12 protein-coding genes are annotated in these 17,166 nt (G+C 74.0%); 6 read left to right on the forward strand and 6 right to left on the reverse strand.

From position 1 onward, the window contains the following. Positions 1 to 158: 158 nt before the first annotated feature. The 3 genes from Q0994_RS32220 to Q0994_RS32230 form a co-directional block, all read right to left on the reverse strand. Positions 159 to 1,931 (reverse strand): LCP family protein, encoded by a 1,773-nt coding sequence (locus Q0994_RS32220; protein ID WP_299541919.1) that lies wholly within the window; start codon positions 1,929 to 1,931, stop codon positions 159 to 161. 224 nt (positions 1,932 to 2,155) lie between these two features. Then, positions 2,156 to 3,499: an LCP family protein gene (locus tag Q0994_RS32225; RefSeq protein WP_299541921.1), complete on the reverse strand. Its 1,344-nt coding sequence runs from the start codon at positions 3,497 to 3,499 to the stop codon at positions 2,156 to 2,158. Between the two features lie 166 nt (positions 3,500 to 3,665). Further along, entirely contained in the window at positions 3,666 to 4,418 is a 753-nt protein-coding gene (locus Q0994_RS32230; protein WP_299541923.1) for a TIGR03089 family protein, read from the reverse strand. A 137-nt stretch (positions 4,419 to 4,555) separates the two neighbouring features. Between Q0994_RS32230 and Q0994_RS32235 the strand changes: the two genes are divergently transcribed. The 4 genes from Q0994_RS32235 to Q0994_RS32250 all read left to right on the forward strand — a co-directional run bounded on the left by Q0994_RS32235 (position 4,556) and on the right by Q0994_RS32250 (position 8,763). Further along, positions 4,556 to 5,950 (forward strand): peptidoglycan recognition protein, encoded by a 1,395-nt coding sequence (locus Q0994_RS32235; RefSeq protein WP_299541925.1) that lies wholly within the window; start codon positions 4,556 to 4,558, stop codon positions 5,948 to 5,950. An 80-nt stretch (positions 5,951 to 6,030) separates the two neighbouring features. Further along, complete coding sequence (locus tag Q0994_RS32240) at positions 6,031 to 7,122, forward strand: NDP-sugar synthase (protein ID WP_299541927.1); 1,092 nt, start codon at positions 6,031 to 6,033, stop codon at positions 7,120 to 7,122. 100 nt (positions 7,123 to 7,222) lie between these two features. Next, positions 7,223 to 7,627, forward strand: coding sequence for an SSI family serine proteinase inhibitor (locus Q0994_RS32245; protein ID WP_299541929.1), 405 nt, complete (start codon positions 7,223 to 7,225; stop codon positions 7,625 to 7,627). Between the two features lie 137 nt (positions 7,628 to 7,764). Then, positions 7,765 to 8,763 (forward strand): DNA-3-methyladenine glycosylase, encoded by a 999-nt coding sequence (locus Q0994_RS32250; protein WP_299541931.1) that lies wholly within the window; start codon positions 7,765 to 7,767, stop codon positions 8,761 to 8,763. A 109-nt stretch (positions 8,764 to 8,872) separates the two neighbouring features. Here the strand turns inward: Q0994_RS32250 and Q0994_RS32255 are convergent, their stop codons facing one another. From Q0994_RS32255 to Q0994_RS32265, 3 genes are read right to left on the reverse strand one after another with little or no spacing between them, the layout of a single operon-like run. Further along, entirely contained in the window at positions 8,873 to 10,201 is a 1,329-nt protein-coding gene (locus Q0994_RS32255) for a coenzyme F420-0:L-glutamate ligase (protein ID WP_299541933.1), read from the reverse strand. Beyond that, positions 10,198 to 11,154, reverse strand: coding sequence for a 2-phospho-L-lactate transferase (cofD, locus tag Q0994_RS32260; RefSeq protein WP_299541936.1), 957 nt, complete (start codon positions 11,152 to 11,154; stop codon positions 10,198 to 10,200). Before cofD ends, Q0994_RS32255 begins: the two co-directional genes overlap by 4 nt. A gap of 13 nt (positions 11,155 to 11,167) precedes the next feature. Continuing rightward, positions 11,168 to 11,668 (reverse strand): cysteine dioxygenase family protein, encoded by a 501-nt coding sequence (locus tag Q0994_RS32265; protein WP_299541938.1) that lies wholly within the window; start codon positions 11,666 to 11,668, stop codon positions 11,168 to 11,170. A gap of 711 nt (positions 11,669 to 12,379) precedes the next feature. Between Q0994_RS32265 and Q0994_RS32270 the strand changes: the two genes are divergently transcribed. Continuing rightward, complete coding sequence (locus Q0994_RS32270) at positions 12,380 to 12,643, forward strand: WhiB family transcriptional regulator (protein WP_003968728.1); 264 nt, start codon at positions 12,380 to 12,382, stop codon at positions 12,641 to 12,643. 503 nt (positions 12,644 to 13,146) lie between these two features. Further along, positions 13,147 to 17,166, forward strand: coding sequence for a glycosyltransferase (locus tag Q0994_RS32275; RefSeq protein ID WP_299541954.1), 4,020 nt, complete (start codon positions 13,147 to 13,149; stop codon positions 17,164 to 17,166).

Consider the following 17,166-nt stretch of genomic DNA (forward strand, 5'->3'; position numbering starts at 1 on the left):
TCGCCGCCGGCGTCCCCGTCCTCGTACAGACTGTCGTCCCAGCCGAGTTGACCGGCGTGGCGGGCGCGCGGTGGGCGCGTCCCCTCCCCGGGTATGCCGCTTCGTCCCACAGGCCCCCCTGTTTGCTCAGACTTGCCGCGAGGCGCGGTGACCTGGTGTCACTCGGCGCACACCGCCTTGTCGGCGGTCGCTTTCTTGATCTCCTTGGGGACGGTGGTGGGCGCCGCGATCGGCGTACCCGCCCCCTCGAAGTCGGCGCCGAGCGTCAGCTTCATCGCTTCCGTCTCCGCGGCGTCGGTGGTGCCTTGCTTGAGGGCCGATGCGGGCAGCCCCATCATCTCGGCGAGAGCGCGCGCCTGGTCCGCCTGGTTCGGCGCGTACTCCAGCGTCGTCTTGTCGATCTTGGCCGGTGCGTTGGCCTTGTTGGTGGACTTCAGGACGCCCTTGTCGATCTGGAGCCAGCTCACGGTCGCACCGGCCGCGCCGCTGACGTCCCCGCCGTTGAACACGTCCACCCGGACGTCGCCGGCGGCCGCCTTGGTTCCCTCCAGGGCGGATTTCTGCTTCTTCTTCGCCGCCTTCTTCTCGGCGGCGACCTCGGTGAGCGAGGTGTCCTCCCGCATCATCGCGAAGAGCTGCTTGGCCTGCGTCGGGTGCGGGACGACGGTGACCGGGGTCGGCTCGTCGGGGTTGTCGATGACCGGGAGGGTCACGAAGGTGATGTTCTTCGTGTCGACCTTCGCCAGTTCCTTCGCCAGGCTCGTCAGCTTCGCCACCGACCCGATGCCCGAGTCGACGGTGAGCGCGTTGGTCGCGGCGTCGGCGAGCTTGAACAGCTTGCTCGGGCTCGTCAGGGTGTCGTCCGACTTCATCTGGCGGATCATCGAGCCCAGGAACTGCTGCTGGACCTTGATCCGGTCGAGGTCGCTCTCGTTGCCGAAGCTGTGCCGGGTGCGCAGCAGTGCCAGCGCCTGTTCGCCCTCGACCTTGGACTCGCCCTGGGGCAGCTTCAGATGGGACTTCGGGTCGTCGACCGGCTTCGCCATGCAGACCGTGACACCGCCGACGGCGGTGGACAGCTCCTTGACGGCGTTGAAGTCCACCATCATGAAGTGGTCGACGGACAGCCCGGTGAGCTCCTTGACCGTGCGCATGGTGCAGCCGGGGTCGCGGCCCTCCTGGCCGAGGCTGTTGTTGAACCGGGTGCCGGCGGTGCCCGCGATGACCTCGGTGGTGCCGTCCTCCTGCTGCGTCTCGCAGTCGGGGATGTCCGTCATCAGGTCGCGCGGGATGCTGAGCGCCGTGGCGTTGGTGCGGTCGCCGGAGACGTGGAACAGGATGTTGGTGTCCGCGTGCCCGGCGCTGCCGGCGTCGCCGTACCCCTCGTTGCCCGCGCCGGTGCGCTTGTCGGTGCCGATGATCAGGATGTTCATCGGGCCGCTGCTGGTGACGTTCTTGTTGCCCGCGTTGCCGATGTCGACGGTGCTGATGTTGCCGTTGAAGTGCTGGTACAGGGCGTACGCCCCGGCGGAGCCGGCGACCAGCACGACCGCCATCACGCCTCCGGTCCACAGCAGCGCCTTCTTGCGGCGGTCCTTCTGCTGCTTGCGCTTGCGCCGGCCGGCCGCGGGCGCGGGCTCCTGCCCGCGGCCGCCCTGGGGGGAGCGGCGGCGCTGTCCGGGGACCTCACGGCGTCCGGACGCCTGGGCGTCGCCGCGACGGCCGGACGCCTCCGCGCGGGCCTCGGCGCGTGACGGGGAACGGGTGGCGCTTCTGCTGCCGGAGCCGCTGGTGGAACGGGTTTCCCCGGAGGGGTTCCGTTCCTCTGCGGAGTGGTCCAGTCGCAGTTCGTAGTTGCCGGTGTGCGGGTTCAGTACCCATTGGTCTGCGGGGTCGATCTCGTCCGCCCGCCCACGGCTTTGTGCATCCACGGTCGCCTGAGTCCTCCGTCGGTGCCACGCGAAGCGTCTCCCCCCGGAAGGACGCTCATTCCTACGCTCCAGCAGCGCTTGACCTGACGGTCGGAAGTGCCGGATCGCGTCACACTATCGGCCCGGTTCGCGGGCGGGCGACGAGCGTGACACATTCCACGCACCTTACAACCGGGCATTCTGCCCATTCTTCGTCGATTGCCCGTGGTGACTTGGGAATTGCTTTACCGCTTACACAGGTCCTCGGCCGCGTTCGTGCCCGAATAGGTGGGTGCCGGGCTCGCCGACGAGGCGGCCGACGGGCTCGCCGCGGTGCTCGGTGACGCCGCAGGCGTCGGGGTCGCGGTGTCGCCCCCGTCCGCCGGGACCACCTCCACCGGTACGTCTTGGCGCAGTTGGGCGAAGAGCCGGGTGGCGTCGGGTTCTACCAGTTCATCCCGGTTCGCGTTGAGGCTGTACGGCTTCCTGGGCACGGTCAGGAACTGCACCTTGTCGGTCGGGACGTTCCGCATCCCGCGCACCAGGTCGTACAGATCCCGTAGGGAGTCGAGTCCGGGATCGGTGGTCAGCGACTTCGTGGCGGCGTCCAGTACGGGGTACAGCTTGGTCGGATTCAGCAGGACACCGTTGCTCTGCACCTTGTTCACCAGAGCACCGAGAAACTTTTGCTGACGGTCCATCCGGTCGGTGTCGCTGCCGTCGCCCAGCGACTTGCGGGCGCGTACGTAGCCGAGCGCCTGCTCGCCGTCGAGGCGGTGCCGTCCGGCGGGCAGCCGCAGGTGTGCCGCCTTGTCGTCGATGGGCTCCCGCAGGCAGACGTCCACCCCGTCCACCGCGTCGACCATGTCCTTGAAGCCGCTGAAGTCGACGATCATGTGGTGGTCGACGCGGATGCCGGTCATCTTCTCCAGCGTGCGGATGGTGCAGGCCGCTCCGCCGTACTGGAAGGCCCAGTTGAACTGGGCGAACTGCTCCCGGGAGGTGCCGCCGTCCGCGGTGTGGCAGGCGGGGACGTCCGCCATCAGGTCGCGCGGCACCGAGACCGCCGTGGCGCTCTTCCGGTCCGCGGGCAGGTGCAGCAGGATCGTCGTGTCCGACCGCTGCCGCCCGTGGTCGTCACGTCCGTATTCCGCGTTGTCGCCCGCCCGGCTGTCCGACCCGATGAGCAGGATGTTCTGCGCTCCCGACGCGATGGCGGTGGGCCGCTCCTTCTCGTAGGCGCGCAGCTCCGCCGCCGCGTCGTCGTCGGTGCGGATGTTGCCGTCCAGCCTGCGGTACAGCCACCAGCCGACCCCCGCCGCGACGAGGACGACGAACGCGGCCGCCAGTGCCGTCCAGCGGACCCAGTGGCGCTCGCGGCGGGGGAACGCGTCCTTGGGACGGTCGGCCCAGGCCGCCGTCCCGGCCCCCGCCCCCGCTCCCGGCGCCGGGCCGTCCGCCCCGCCGGACGCGGCCGGAGAGCCGCCGGCCGCCCCGGAGGACGACCGCGGCCCGTCCCGCTCCTCGTCGTCGTCCGGGCGGTGCGGCCCGTCCGGCCTGCCGGCGCTGTCGGTCACGTCTGCGTCCATCCTTCACCGTGTGCGGCGCGGGCGGCCGCCGGTCGCGGGAGGGAACGTGAGGTCTCGCGCCGGGGCGTTCGTCCGGGGGCTGTACGCCGATCATGTACCTGAGTCGGCGCTCAACCCCGGGGGACTCGGCCCGCGGGGGCCGGACGGGTGACCTTCCGGGCGCTTGTCATACCGCGGTGACGGTGACCCGCTCGCTCTCGGTCCGCCGCGCGAGCGCGTCCGCGCCGAGCTGGTCCAGGTGGCGGCAGAGCACCACCGACCCGCCGGCCGCCAGTGGCGCGTACAGCCCGGCGCTCAGCCCTTCCCACGCGTCGTACGTGCGTCCCGTCAGCAGCCGGGAGCCGGCCTCGACGCCCAGGGTGGCGGCGTCCCGGTGCGCGCGGGCGACGAGCTCCGCCCCCGTCAACTCCTCGCCGCCGACCGACAGGGCCGGCGCGTCGGCGTCCACCGGCGCGTACGGGGTGAACCGGTCGCCCTGGCTCGGCACCTCCACCGCGTAGTCCACGAACCCCTCGGGCGGCTGCGGGAAGCGGCCGCCCAGCGGCCGCAGCGCCAGCGCGACCCGCTCGCCGCGGCAGGCCCGTGCCCGCTCCAGCGTGTCCGGACCGCTGACCACCACGTCGGCGGCGGCCGGATCGCCCTGCACGTCGGCGACCGCCCCCACCGCCGAACAGGCCATCAGCCACACGGCGCTCTGCCAGTGGGCGGGGAGCAGCAGGCAGACGCGGTCGCCCGGCTCCACCGCGAGATCGCCCTGGAGGAGGTTGGCGGTCTTGGCCACCCAATTGGCGAAGGTGACCACCGAAAGTTCGACGCGTTCACCGGTGGCGTCGTCGTAGAAGGTGACCAGGGGGCGGGCCGGATCCGTGGTCAGGGCGGATCGCAGCAGGTCGGCGGGGGTGCGGTCGCTGGCGTTCATCCGCGCAAGGTTACGCCGCCCGGTGGACCCCGCGGCGGGCCGCGGCGGCTCACGGCGCGGCTCCGGCCGACGTCGGGTCAGAAACCGGCGCATCTTCCGTTAGCCACATAAGTGCATATATGTCAAGGATCGTGTGTATGCGTACACTTCGTGTCACCTCGATCGGCCTCACCTGCGCCGCCGCCCTCACCCTGCCGCTCGCCACGCCGGCCCCCGCCGCACCGGCGGGCCCGGCGTCCGCCGCACCGACCGCCGACCCTCCCGGATCCACCCAGTCGCTGCCGCTCGCCCCGCTCGGGCAGCAGTCGCGCGACCGGGTCACCGGCTCACCGGTCGCACCCGGCCTCCAGGGGCTCGGCCGCCGGGAGGTGCGGCCGTTCTCCCTCGTCGGGGTCGTGTGGGAGGACGTCGGGACCGAACTCCACGGCGCCGTCCAGGTCCGCACCCGGTCCGCGGACACCTCCCGGTGGTCCGACTGGCAGGACCTGGAGACGCACAACTCCGAACACGCGGCCGACGCCGGAAGCGCCGAAGGGCTGGCCCCCGGCGTCCGGGGAGCCACCGCCCCCCTCTGGGTCGGCGCCTCCGACGGCGTCGAGGTCCGGGTGATCCCCGAAGGGGACGCGGCGGACACCCCTACGGGTACCGCGGGCCTGCCGGACGGGATGCGCCTGGAACTGGTCGACCCGGGCCCCGCCCCGGACACCGACGCCCCCGACGACGGTCCTCGGGACGAGCGGGCCCCCGACGCCCCCGACACCCGCGTGGCCGCCCCCGGCCGGACCGCGCCCGGGACCGCCGACGCGTCCGCCGCCACGGTGCTCCCCGCGCTGACGAGGGAGGAGACCGAGGCGGAGGCGGCCCAGGAGACGCGGACCGGGCAGGAGGGCAGCACCGAGGCCGCCGGAGCCCTGGCCGCCAAGCCGTACATCGGCCCCCGCCCGCGCATCGTGACCCGTAAGGGCTGGGGCGCGGACGAGAAGCTCCGGGAGAAGAACTTCGCCTACACCTCGACCGTGAAGGCGGCCTTCGTCCACCACAGCGCCACCGGCAACAACTACACCTGCGCGCAGGCGCCGTCGGTGCTCCGCGGCATCTACCGCTACCACGTCAAGAGCAACGGCTGGCGGGACATCGGCTACAACTTCGCCGTCGACAAGTGCGGGAACATCTACGAGGGCCGGGCCGGAGGCGTCACCAAGGCCGTCCTCGGCGCCCACACCCTCGGCTTCAACTCCAACAGCACGGGCATCGCCGTGCTCGGCTCCTACGGCTCCACCAACCCGCCCGCCGCCGCCGTGAACGGGGTGGCCAAACTGACCGCCTGGAAGCTCGGCCTGTTCGGCGCCAACCCCAAGGGCAAGGTGACCCTCGTCTCCGGCGGCAGCAACAAGTACAAGAAGGGGAAGAAGGTCAAGCTCAACGTCATCTCAGGACATCGCGACGGATACGCAACCGAATGCCCCGGAGCGCGTCTCTACAAGAAGCTCGGCACCGCACGGACCAGTTCGGCCCGCCTCCAGGGGCGCTGAACCGGGACGGGGCCGCCGGTCTGCATACACTGGCCAGCCGAAACGAGCCCGGCCCCCGGCAGGAAGCGGAGACAGTCGCTGTGACAGAGGCAAGAGAAGCGATCCTCCTGGTCGGTGGCAAAGGCACCAGGCTGCGCCCGCTCACCGTGCGCACCCCGAAGCCGATGGTCCCGGCGGCGGGCGTTCCCTTTCTGACGCACCAGTTGGCCAGGGCGCGCGCCGCCGGCGTCGAGCACATCGTGCTCGCCACCTCCTACCTCGCCGAGGTCTTCGAGCCGTACTTCGGCGACGGTTCCCAGCTCGGCCTGCACATCGAGTACGTCACCGAGCACGAGCCCCTCGGCACCGGCGGCGCGATACGCAACGTCGCGTCCCGGCTCACCTCGGCCCCCGACGAGCCCGTGCTCATCTTCAACGGGGACATCCTCACCGGACTCGACATCCGCGCCCTGGCCACCAGCCACGCGGACAGCGGCGCGGACGTCTCCCTGCACCTGACCCGCGTCGAGGACCCGCGCGCCTTCGGCCTGGTGCCGACCGACGCGACCGGCCGGGTCACCGCCTTCCTGGAGAAGCCGCAGACGCCCGAGGAGATCGTCACCGACCAGGTCAACGCGGGGGCGTACATCTTCCGCCGCTCGGTCATCGACACCATCCCGGCCGGCCGGCCGGTCTCCGTCGAGCGCGAGACCTTCCCCGGCCTGCTCGCCGCCGGCGCACACCTCCAGGGCATGGTCGACTCCACCTACTGGCTGGACCTCGGCACCCCGCAGGCGTTCGTCCGGGGCTCCGCCGACCTGGTACTCGGCCGCGCGCCGTCCCCCGCGGTCCCCGGCCGCTGCGGCGAACGCCTGGTGCTGCCCGGCGCGTCCGTCGCCGCCGACGCCAAGCTCAGCGGCGGCACGGTCGTCGGCGAGGGCGCCCGGATCGGCGAGGGCGCCCGGATCACCGGGTCGGCGGTGCTGGCGGACGCGGTGATCGGGGCCGGCGCCCAGATCACCGGCTCCCTGGTCGGCCGCGGCGCCCGGGTCGGCAGCCGCACCGTGCTGCACAACGCGGTCGTCGGCGACGGGGCGCGGGTGGGCGCCGACAACGAACTCCGCGACGGCGTCCGCGTCTGGTGCGACGCGGTCCTCCCGGACGCCGCCCTCCGGTTCTCCTCGGACGAGTAAGGGCTGGACAGCCCTCAGCGCCGTGCCGCCGCGGGCGGGGCGGAGTGAGGGCGGGACGGGCGCGCAGGTGTCCTCCCGCCCCGCAGATCGTTAGCCGACCATGAAGAAGATCAGCGCCGCCCTGACCGCCCTGCTCCTCGGTGCCGGTCCCGGCGTGGCGGCCCACGCGGCCGAAGCGCCGGCCGCCGCGCCGCGGCACGCCGTCACGACCCTCGTCCTGGCCGTCCACCCCGACGGGGAACCGGCCCGCCACGCGACCCTGCGGTGCGACCCGGCCCCGGCCGGCTCGCACCCGGACGCCCCGGCCGCCTGCGAGCGGCTGACCGCGGCGGACGGCCGGCCGGACGCCCTGCGCGCCGATCCGCGCACCGTCTGCACCTTCGAGTTCCGCCCGGTCAGGCTCGTCGCCACCGGCACCTGGGCGGGCCGGACCGTGCGGTACGACCGCGAGTTCGCCAACCCCTGCCAGGCCGCCGCGGCGACCGGGCCGCTCTTCGCGTTCTGACCCCTACGGGCGTTCCCCCACGGGACGTCCCGCAGGGGAACGCCCGGGTGCGGCTCCGGACCGGCGACCGGGGCCGTACGCTCGAAGGGAACCACCCGCAGGTCCGCCGAGGGCCACCGCTCGTGTCGAGGAACCCCGTGGCCGGACGCTTCGCCCCCCGTTACCCCCGCCCCGCGCTGCCGCGCCAGGCGGCGGGCGCCGTGGCCGCCGACGGCGCCGACGCGGCCCCGGTCGTCCGCGAGTGGACCCCGCCGTACCCCCTCGACCTGCGGCTGGTGCTCGGGCCGCTGCGCCGGGGCCCGGCCGACCCCACCTTCCGGGCGACCCCGGACGGGGCGTTCTGGCGGGCCACCCGCACCCCGGCCGGCCCCGGCACCCTGTGCGTGCGCGGACACGGCGGAGCGGTCCACGCCACCGCCTGGGGGCCGGGCGCGCGGTGGCTCCTCGACCAGCTCCCTGAACTCCTCGGCGCCGCCGACGAACCGGACGCCTTCGAACCGCGCCACCGGCTGCTCGCCCTGGTCCGCCACCGCAGGCCCGGCCTGCGGCTGCTGCGCACCGGACTGGTCCTGGAGTCGCTGATCCCGTCGATCCTGGAGCAGAAGGTCACCACCGACGAGGCGTACCGCGCCTGGCGCCTGCTGGTCCGCCGCCACGGCACCCCGGCCCCCGGCCCCACCGCCCGGCTGGGCCTGCACGTCATGCCGGACGCGCGCACCTGGGCCCTCGTCCCCTCCTGGGAGTGGCACCGGGCGGGCGTCGACGCCAAGCGCTCGGACACCGTCATGCGGGCCGTGCGGGTGGCCCGCCGCCTGGAGGAGGCCGCCTCGATGGCGCTGCCCGAGGCCCGCGCCCGCCTGGAGCTGGTCCCCGGCATCGGCCCCTGGACCTCGGCCGAGACCCTTCAGCGCTCCAACGGAGCCCCCGACGCCGTCACCACCGGCGACTACCATCTGCCCGGCATCGTCGGCCACGCCCTCGCCGGCGACCGGCACGCCGACGACGACGCGATGCTCGCACTCCTCGCCCCGTACGCCGGCCAGCGCCACCGCGCCACCCGCCTGATCCTGCTCTCCGGCCACATCCCGCCCCGCCGCGCGCCGCGCATGACGCCGGGCGACATCGCGTCCCTCTGAGACGGCGTCCACGGGGCCGGCACACGGGGGAAAGGCGGTGCGGACGGCGTCCGTGGCGGTGCACTGCACACGCCCCGGGCGGCCAGTCGGTACCACCCGGCGGACCGTCTCAGCGGACCGTCACGAACGCCTCCGGGTCGCGGTCCGCGCGGGCTCGGGGGGCCGCCGCGGGGTGGCCGATCGCCACCGCGCCGAGCGGGTCCCAGGACTCCGGCAGGTCCAGCACCTCGCGGACCACGGACCGGCAGAACATCGTCGACGACACCCACGCCGAGCCCAGCCGCTCGCCGGCCAGCGCCACCAGGAAGTTCTGCACCCCGGCACCCGCGGCCACCACGAACATCTCGCGCTCCGCGGTGTCCCGCCGCTCGTCCCCGTAGGTGTGCGAGCCGTCCATCACCAGGCACGGCACCGCCAGGTAGGGAGCGGCGCGCAGCACGTCACCGCGGCGGACCCGCTTCGCGATCGACTCCTCGCTCTTCCCGTCGCGGCGCAGATCGGCGATCCAGGCGTCCCGCATGGCGTCGAGCAGCCGGGTCCGCGCCTGTTCGGACTCCAGCAGCACGAAGCGCCACGGGGTGGTGTGGTGCGGTGCCGGGGCGGTGACCGCGGCGGCCACCGCCCGGCGCACCGCTCCCGGGTCGACCGGCTCGGAGGTGAACTCCCGCACGGTGCGGCGCAGCGTCACCGCCTCGCGCACGGCCTCCGAGGTGCCGAGCCGGAACATGTCGTCCGCCGCGCCGCGCACCAGCGCCCGCGCGCCCCCGTCGGCCGCGTCCGCGCCGCCGGCGGCGGGCGGCGTCACCAGGTGGCCGAGGCCCCGGACCACCGCGACCGGCATCCCGGTGGCCTTGCCCTTCACCAGGTCGCCCGCCGCGGCCAGTTCGTCCGCGGTGGCGACCACGGTGGCGCTCAGCGGGTTGCCGTGCGCGTCCGTGCCGCCGCGCAGGTCGTCCACGACCCGCACCCCGGCGGCGCCGATCGCGACGTCGGTCAGTCCGTTCCGCCAGGGGCGGCCGAAGGTGTCGGTCACCACGACGCCCACCTCGACGCCGAGCAGGTCCCGCAGGCCGTCGCGGACCGCCCGCGCGGACGCGTCCGGGTCCTCGGGCAGCAGCAGCACCGTTCCTGCGGCGGTGTTCGACGCGTCCACCCCGGCGGCGGCCATCACGAGCCCCTGCCGGTTCTCCACGATCCGCAGCGTGCCCCGCCGGGCGACCACCCGGACGGTCTCCGCGTCGATCGCGGCCTCCCGGTCGGCGGCCTCCATGATCCGGCCCTCGGCCTTGGAGACGATCTTCGAGGTGACCAGCAGCACGTCGCCGTCGGCGAGTCCGGGTCCGGTTCCCGCGATGAGCTTGGCCAGGTCGTCGCCGGGACGGACCTCGGGGATCCCGGCCAGCGCCCGGACCTCGTAGGAGGGGGCGGCGGCGGTCACCCGCGCACCTCCTCGGCGAGCTCCAGCGCGCGGCGGGCCATCTCGGCGGTGGCGTCCTCGTCCGTCATCATCAGCGGCACCGCCCGGCAGACGATGCCCGCGGCCTCGACCTCCTCGACCGCACCGGCGTCGACCGTGTCGACGAGCCAGCCGTCCAGCAGCCCGGAGCCGTAGTGCCGTGCGACGGCGGAGGCGGTCGCCTCCACGCCGACGGCGGCCAGCACCTTGTCGGCCATGCCGCGCACCGGCGCGTCGCCGACGATGGGGGAGAGGCCGACGACCGGTACTCCGGCCTCGGCGATCGCCTCACGGATGCCGGGCACGGCGAGGATCGTGCCGACGGACACGACCGGGTTCGACGGCGGGAAGAGGATGACGTCGGCGGCGGCGATCGCCTCCAGCACGCCGGGTGCGGGCGTGGCCTGCTCGGCGCCGACCGGCACCACCGCCCGCGCGGGCACGGCGGCGCGGAGCTTGACCCAGTACTCCTGGAAGTGGATCGCCTTGCTCTCCCCGTCCACGTCGACCGCGACGTGCGTCTCGATCCGGTCGTCGGACATCGGCAGCAGCCGCACGCCCGGCTGCCAGCGCTCGCACAGCGCCTGGGTGACCGCGCTCAGCGGATAGCCCGCGCCGAGCATCTGGGTACGGACGATGTGGGTCGCGAAGTCGCGGTCGCCGAGCCCGAACCAGTCGGGTCCCACGCCGTAGGCGGCGAGCTCTTCCTTCACGTGGAAGGACTCGTCCCTCCGGCCCCAGCCCTGCTCCTCGTCGATGCCACCGCCGAGGGTGTACATCACGGTGTCCAGGTCGGGGCAGACCTTCAGCCCGAAGAGATGGATGTCGTCACCGGTGTTGCCGATGACGGTGATCTCGGCGTCCGGAGCCGCCCGTTTGAGGCCGCGGAGGAAGCGAGCACCACCGATACCGCCGGCCAGAACCACAATGCGCATGCACAGCAGTCTGTCAGGCGCCGGCGGCGTCCAGGGCCGCCGGGGCGCAGCTCGCGGTGTGCATCGGCATGTCGGTCAGGCCGGGGAAGTAGACGTGCAGGCTGACGGCCGGCTCCAGCGAGTCGTTGACGACCTCGTGGACGTATCCGGGGGCGAAGACGCGCTGCGCGCCCGCGGCGAGGGACAGGTCCCCGCGCAGGGTGTGCTCGGTGAGCCGCCCTTCGAGGACGGTCAGCACGCCGGAGGAGGCGCCGTGGTCGTGCAGGCCGCTGCCCTGTCCGGGCACCCAGCTCAGCAGCCACACCTCGTAGCCGGGGCCGGTGCGCAGGCGGTGGTACCAGCGGGTGGTGGTGTCGTACCGGACGAGCGGCGCCCACTGGGCGCGGTCGGCGGCGACCGAACGGGCCAGACCCACGAACTCGGCCACGGTGGACGGGTGTTCGGGCGCGGGGCGGAGCAGGTGGGGGACTTCGAGGATGTCGCCGGCGATCTGGAGGTCGCTGTCGCTGTTCATGGATGCGGTGGTTCCTCGGCATCGGAGGGTGCACGTGCGGGGGAGGTACGGAAGACCCGTGATCCGCGCCGGCCCGGGGGCGGCGCCGCGGAGGGCAGTGCGGGGGAGGGTGCGGCGTGGCCGCGGTGGAGACGGGGCGAGCAGGTCGGAGCCGGAGCCCGGGGGCGTCAACAGCAGCGACAGCTGGAACAGCAACAGCGCGCCTGGACAGCGGTGCGGAACCCACGGCGGTGGGTGGCGTACATCGCGTCGGTCGCTGGCATGCGGTCAAGCAGACCGGGTTCCCTTCCGCATGTCAACTCGGCGTCCTCCCGGCCGGGCTCTTTCACACGTGCGGGTGCGAGATGTGGAGAAAGGTTTGTGCACCGCCGGTGCGGGACAGGTGGCGCATCAGCCGTGCGTCCACACCTCACTGACGGTGCGTGACCCGTCTGTGATCTTGGTCGCTTCGGTGATCGAACCCGAAACACCGGGGCACCTTCGCTCGTCCCATCAGGTGGACCGGGAAGTGGAGAGATTGAGCGAATGTCAGTTTTTTGGCGATTTGGCCACTTTCTGCATACCTTTGGTTCCGCAGAGTGAATACCGGGGCCGATAGCAGACCTTCGCTTGACTGGCCGGAAGCTACACACTTGTAATTTCACTCGTGTTGTTCGGTCGCTTTCCGTAGCGACCGCATCACGGGACGCAAGAGACGGACGAGGGGCGCACATGACCGAGCTGTTCCAGCAACTGCTGGTCGAGGACGCGGACGAGGAACTCGGCTGGCAGGAGCGCGCACTGTGCGCCCAGACCGATCCCGAGTCCTTCTTTCCGGAGAAGGGCGGCTCCACCCGCGAGGCCAAGAAGGTCTGCCTCGCCTGTGAGGTCCGATCGGAATGCCTCGAATACGCCCTCTCCAACGACGAGCGGTTCGGCATCTGGGGCGGACTTTCCGAGCGTGAGCGGCGGCGCCTGAAGAAGGCCGCCATCTGACCCCGCCCGCCCGGAGGGCCCCGGTCGCCGAAACCGGCGGCCCGCCGTCCCCGGTCCGTGCGGCACCGGACTGACGCACGCTCAGCGGTCGCCGCGGGCGCCGCGAACGCGCGGACCGTCCGCCGACGGGCCACGGGACGGAGCACCCGCTCCGGTGCCCGCGACCGCCGGACCGGCCGGCCGCACCACATCGCGGCACACAGGAATCCCGCGTCCTCACGCGGCCGGGACATGCCGGGGGCCCGTGGCCCCGACCCTCTCGCAGGGCCGGGGCCACGGGCCCCCGGCATGTCCGTGTCACCCGCCGCCGGACCCCGCCCGCCGCGCCGCCCGGCGACCGCCCCCGTGCCGCGTTCACCCGCTCGGCGCTACCGCCGCCGGTCCGTACCGTTAGTGTGGGGCCCCGTCCGAGACGCGCCAACGCCCCGCCGGGGTGCGCGTGTACACCGATGCAGCCCCCGGGGGGAACCGCCCCCGGACCCGGCCGGAGGGCCCGTACCCCGATGTCCGTGCAGAGCCACCCGGCGGCGCCGAACGAGGCAGCCGCCGCCCCAGAGTTCCCCCGGCATGTCGTCACCGCCGTGCTCGTCTCCCACGACGGCGCGCGCTGGCTGCCCGACGTGCTGGCGGGCCTGCTCGGGCAGGAGCGCCCCGTACAGAACGCCGTCGCCGCCGACACCGGCAGCGCCGACGAATCCGCGCGGCTGACCGCCGAAGCCCTCGGCGGCGAACGCGTCCTGCACCTCGCGCGCCGCACCGGATTCGGGGCCGCCGTCGACGAGGCCGTCCGCACCGCGGGCGTCCTCACCCCCGACGACCTGCCCTACCTCAAGCGCCCCAGCGGCTGGGACCCCGTCACCCGAACCTGGCGGGACGACACCTACGACCTGCCGGAACTGCCGCACGGCGAACCGGTCCAGTGGCTCTGGCTGCTGCACGACGACTGCGCGCCCGAACCCGACGCGCTCGCCGAGATGCTGCGGGTCGCCGACACCGACCGGCACGCCGCGATCGTCGGCCCCAAGCTCCGCGGCTGGTACGACCGCAGGCAGCTCCTCGAAGTCGGCGTCTCCATCGCCAACAGCGGACGCCGCTGGACGGCGCTCGACCGCCGCGAACAGGACCAGGGCCAGCACGACCAGGTCCGCACCGTGCTGTCCGTCTCCTCCGCCGGCATGCTGATCCGCCGCGACGTCTGGGAGGAACTCGGCGGCTTCGACCGCAGACTCCCGCTGATGCGCGACGACGTGGACCTCTGCTGGCGCGCCCACCTCGCCGGCCACCGCGTCCTGGTCGCCCCGGACGCCGTGCTGCGGCACGCCGAGGCATCCGCCCGCGAACGCCGCCCCATCGACTGCGCCGGGCGGTCCGTCGCCAGCCCGCACCGCGTCGACAAGGCCGGCGCCGTCTACACGATGCTCGTCAACACCCGTGCCAAGGCGCTGCCCTGGGTGCTGCTGCGCCTCGTCGTCGGCACTCTGCTGCGCACCCTCGCCTACCTGGTGGGCAAGGTCCCCGGCCAGGCACTCGACGAGGTCGCCGGCCTCTTCGGCACCCTGCTGCGGCCGGGCCGGATCCTCGCCGCCCGCCGCGCCCGCGGCAAGGGAGCGGTCGACGCGGCCGAACTGCGCGCGCTCTTCCCGCCGCCCGGCGCGACCGTCCGCGCCACCGTCGAGCAGGTCGCGGGCAACTTCGGCTCCCGCTCCGACACCGAGGCCGGCGGCTCCCGGCACGGCGCCGTCGAGTCCGGACCGGGCGGCGACGACGCCGACTTCCTGGAGATCGAGCAGTTCGCCCGGCTCAAGCGCATCGGCCGCAAGCCCGGCCCGGTGCTCTTCGCCCTCCTGCTGCTCGTCTCCCTGATCGCCTGCCGGGGCCTGCTCTCCGGCGGTGCCCTGGCCGGCGGCGCGCTCCTGCCGGCGCCCGGCGACGTGTCCGCGCTCTGGGGCACGTACGCCGACGGCTGGCACGCCGTCGGCACCGGCTCGACCGTGGCCGCGCCCCCCTATCTCGGCGCGCTCGCCGCCCTGTCGGCGCTGTTCCTCGGCTCCACCGGGCTCGCGCTCACCGTCCTGCTCGTCTGCTCGGTGCCGCTGGCCGGCCTCACCGCCTACTTCGTCTCCCGCCCGCTCGTCGAGTCGCGCCTCCTGCGGGCCTGGGCGAGCGTCGCCTACGCCTTCCTGCCGGCCGCGACCGGCGCACTGGCCGGCGGCCGCCTCGGCACCGCCGTGCTGGCCGCCCTCCTGCCGCTCATCGCCCGCGCCGCCGTCGCCGCCCACGGGCTGCGCGGCGACGGCAGCGTGCGCGGCACCTGGCGCGCCACCTGGGCGTACACCCTGCTGCTCACCTTCACGATGGCGTTCACCCCGGTCGTCTGGCCGCTCGCCGTCGTCCTCGGCATCGGCGTCCTGGTGCTGCGGCGCGGCGACCTCACCGCGTACGGACTGCGCTTCGTCGCCACGGTCGGCACCCCGCTGCTGGTCCTCGCCCCCTGGTCGCTGACGCTGCTGACCGAGCCGTCCGCCTTCCTGCGCGAGGCCGGGCTCGACCTCGGTGCCGGCACCGCCTCCGCCGTCGACCTGCTGGCGGTCAGCCCCGGCGGCCCCAAGGCCACCGGCTCCGTGCTGCTGTTCGGCATCGTGCTGGCCGCGCTGGCCGCGCTGCTCCGGGGCGAGCGGACCACCGCGATCCGCACCGCCTGGGCGGTGGCGCTGATCGGGCTGCTCTTCGCCGGGATCACCAACGGTTCCGCCTGGGCCGGCCCCGCCACGCTGGTCTACGGCATCGCGCTGATCGCCGCCGCGGTGCTCGGCGCCGACGGCGCCCGCATCCGGGTGGCCGCGCTCAGCTTCGGCTGGCGCCAGCCGGTCGCCGCGCTCATCGCCCTGGCCGCGGGCGTCGCGCCGGCGCTCGCCGCCCTCGCCTGGATGGCGGGCGGCGCGGCCGGACCGCTGGAGCGCCGCGACCCGGTGCAGGTCCCCGCGTTCGTCGCCGAGGAGAGCGGCACCCGCGACCAGCCCCGCACCCTGGTCCTCGGCGGCGACTCCGAGAGCTCCGTCTCCTACAGCCTGGTCCGCGGCTCCGGCGCACGCCTCGGCGACGCGGAGATCCTGGAGGCGGCCGGCGGCAACAGCCGGCTCGACAAGGTCGTCGCCAACCTGATCGCCGGTTCCGGGGCCGACCAGGGCGGCCAGCTCAGCGGTTTCGCCGTCCGGTACGTCCTCGTCCGCGACGGATCGCCCCGCTCGATGAGCCGGGTGCTCGACGCGACGCCCGGCCTCAGCCGGCTCAGCCAGCTCGACGGGAGCGCGCTGTGGCGGGTGGACCGTGAGGTCGCCCGGGTGATGATCGTGCCCAAGTCCGGCGAGGGGGAGGGCCTGCCGGTCGCCTCCGGCGCCGTCGGAGCGGCCACCGAGATCCCCGCCGGTGAGGCCGGCCGCGTGCTGCGCGTCGCCGACACCGCCGACTCCGGCTGGCGGGCCACCCTCGACGGGAAGGCCCTCACCCCCACGACGCTGGACGGCTGGGCGCAGGGCTTCCAACTGCCCGCCGGCGGAGGCCGCCTCACCCTCACGCACGAGGCGCCCTTCACCCACACCCTGTGGATCTGGGCGCAGATCGCCCTCGGTGTGGTCCTCGTGGTCATGGCCCTGCCGGGCCGCCGCCGCGAGATCGACGACGACCTGCCCGAGGAGGCACTCGCGGTCGCCGCGGAGCCCGCCGACGGCGAGGGCCGCAGGGCGCGCAGGCTGCGCGCGGCGGCCGAGGCCGCGGCGGCGGAGTCCGGCGCCGGACTGCCCGGCGAGGGCGAGGGCGGCGACCCGGACGGCCCCGGCGGCACGCAGGACGGCGCCGACGGCCACGTGCCCGTGCAGGGACAGGTCCCCGAGGGGTACGCCCCCGAGGACTACGCCGCCGGAGCGACCGGAACCGGCACGCCCGGCGGTCCGGGCCACGACCCGTACGGACAGCCCGCACAGAACCCGGACGACCCGTACGGGCAGCAGCGGGCGGACGGCCAGGACGGCAGCCAGGCGCCGCAGGACCCGTACGCACCCCAGGGGGACGGCACGTACGCCGGGGTGCCGGGACAGGGCCAGTACGGGGAGTGGGACGGGCAGCAGTACGCCGGTTACCAGCAGCAGTACGGCGGGGGTGACGGCAACGCCGCCTACCCGGCCGGGTACCAGCAGGACCCCTACGGGCAGCAGTACGCCTCCCCCGAACAGGGGGCGTACCAGCAGCCCGGCGGCGCCTACCCGCAGGACGGCACGTACCCGCAGGAGGGCGCCGACGGCGCCTACGACCCGTACGGGTACCAGCAGCAGCCCTACGGGGAGAGCCAGGGCGAGCAGCCCTACGGGGCGGCCCCGGGCGGCCCGTACGCGCAGGACCCCTACGGGAACGGCCCGCAGCAGTACGGCGACCAGGACGGCGACCGGAGTGCCGACCCCGCCGACCCCCACGGCACGGGCCAGGCCCCGTGGCAGACCGGCAACACATCGCGAGGCGAGTCCGAGTGA

This window comes from uncultured Streptomyces sp. (assembly GCF_947488945.1).
Taxonomy (GTDB): domain Bacteria; phylum Actinomycetota; class Actinomycetes; order Streptomycetales; family Streptomycetaceae; genus Streptomyces.

Coding starts and splice junctions, on each gene's coding strand:
- Q0994_RS32225 (WP_299541921.1), bottom strand. CDS start 3,499: ATGGACGCAGACGTGACCGACAGCGCCGGCAGGCCGGACGGGCCGCAC.
- Q0994_RS32230 (WP_299541923.1), bottom strand. CDS start 4,418: ATGAACGCCAGCGACCGCACCCCCGCCGACCTGCTGCGATCCGCCCTG.
- Q0994_RS32235 (WP_299541925.1), top strand. CDS start 4,556: ATGCGTACACTTCGTGTCACCTCGATCGGCCTCACCTGCGCCGCCGCC.
- Q0994_RS32245 (WP_299541929.1), top strand. CDS start 7,223: ATGAAGAAGATCAGCGCCGCCCTGACCGCCCTGCTCCTCGGTGCCGGT.
- cofD (WP_299541936.1), bottom strand. CDS start 11,154: ATGCGCATTGTGGTTCTGGCCGGCGGTATCGGTGGTGCTCGCTTCCTC.
- Q0994_RS32265 (WP_299541938.1), bottom strand. CDS start 11,668: ATGAACAGCGACAGCGACCTCCAGATCGCCGGCGACATCCTCGAAGTC.
- Q0994_RS32270 (WP_003968728.1), top strand. CDS start 12,380: ATGACCGAGCTGTTCCAGCAACTGCTGGTCGAGGACGCGGACGAGGAA.
- Q0994_RS32275 (WP_299541954.1), top strand. CDS start 13,147: ATGTCCGTGCAGAGCCACCCGGCGGCGCCGAACGAGGCAGCCGCCGCC.